This is a genomic window from Azospirillum doebereinerae (assembly GCF_003989665.1).
Classification (GTDB): domain Bacteria; phylum Pseudomonadota; class Alphaproteobacteria; order Azospirillales; family Azospirillaceae; genus Azospirillum; species Azospirillum doebereinerae.
The window spans coordinates 1-1,269 of the sequence record NZ_RZIJ01000115.1; the positions used below are offsets into that span (position 1 = coordinate 1).

At 71.1% G+C, this 1,269-nt stretch carries 2 protein-coding genes; both read left to right on the forward strand.

Annotated elements, in window-relative coordinates; genetic code table 11:
- A partial coding sequence (locus EJ913_RS31415; RefSeq protein WP_127005234.1) for a diphosphate--fructose-6-phosphate 1-phosphotransferase occupies positions 1 to 812 on the forward strand: 812 nt, incomplete at its 5' end.
- Between the two features lie 99 nt (positions 813 to 911).
- Positions 912 to 1,269 (forward strand): DNA-formamidopyrimidine glycosylase family protein (locus EJ913_RS31420; RefSeq protein ID WP_280531413.1); only part of this gene is annotated, 358 nt, incomplete at its 3' end.

Consider the following 1,269-nt stretch of genomic DNA (forward strand, 5'->3'; position numbering starts at 1 on the left):
GCTGCCCGGGCTTTGGTTCGGCTGCGAAGTACACCGCCGTGTCGGTGCGCGAGGCCGCGCTCGACGTCGCTGCGATGGCCGACACCTCGACCAGGGTCTTCGTCTATGAGGCCATGGGCCGGCATGCAGGCTGGCTGGCCGCGGCGGCAGGTCTGGCCGGGCAAGGTCCGGACGACGCGCCGCAGATCATCCTGTTCCCCGAGCGGGCCTACGACGAGGCGGCATTCCTCGCCCGGGTGCAGCAGGTCGTCGAGCGCGTGGGCTGGTGCGTCGTCGTCGCCAGCGAAGGCATCCGCGATGCGGCGGGACGCTTCGTCGCCGATGCCGGCGGTGGCACCGATTCGTTCGGGCACACCCAGCTGGGGGGCGTGGCTTCGCATCTGGCCGGCCGGGTCAAGGACGCGCTCGGCTACAAGGTGCACTGGACCCTGCCCGACTATCTCCAGCGCTCGGCGCGGCATGTCGCATCGAAGACCGATGTCGAGCAGGCGATGGCCGTGGGCCGCGCCGCGGTGCAGTTCGCGCTCGCCGGCCGCAACGCGACGATGCCGTCGATCAAACGGAAGTCCGATGCGCCGTACCGCTGGACCATCGAGGCGGCGCCGCTCGGGAAGGTGGCCAACCACGAGAAGACCATGCCCGCGGGTTTCATCCGCCGCGACGGCTACGGCATCACCGCCGCGGCCCGGCGCTATCTCGAGCCATTGATCCGCGGAGAGGCCCCGCCGCCATACGGGCGAGACGGGCTGCCGAGATACGTCGCCATCGATCCGCCGGCGCTGCCGAAGAAGCTGCCGGGCTGGTCGGGCTGAGTCATCCGCTCGCGTACGGTGCACCGCCGATGCGGCGCCGTGCATTGAATCCGCGCCGAAGCGCCCGATACAGCAGACGTTCTTCCATTGCGCCGGCCGATGCCCGAACTGCCCGAAGTCGAAACCACCCGCGCCGGCCTGGCGCCGCACGTGCTGGGCCGGCGGATCACCGGTGTCCTGTTGCGCCGGCCGGACCTGCGCTGGCCCATTCCTGCCGAAGTCGGCGCGCTGTTGCCGGGACAGCGCATCGAGGCGATCCGGCGCCGCGCCAAATACCTGCTGCTCGATACCGGCGCGGGCAGCGCACTGCTGCATCTGGGCATGTCGGGCAGCCTGCGCGTGCTGGACCCCGGGGTGCCGGTGCGCGCGCACGACCATGTCGACATCACGCTCGACTCGGGCCAGGTGCTGCGCTTCAACGATCCCCGCCGCTTCGGCTGCCTGCTCTGGCAGCCGG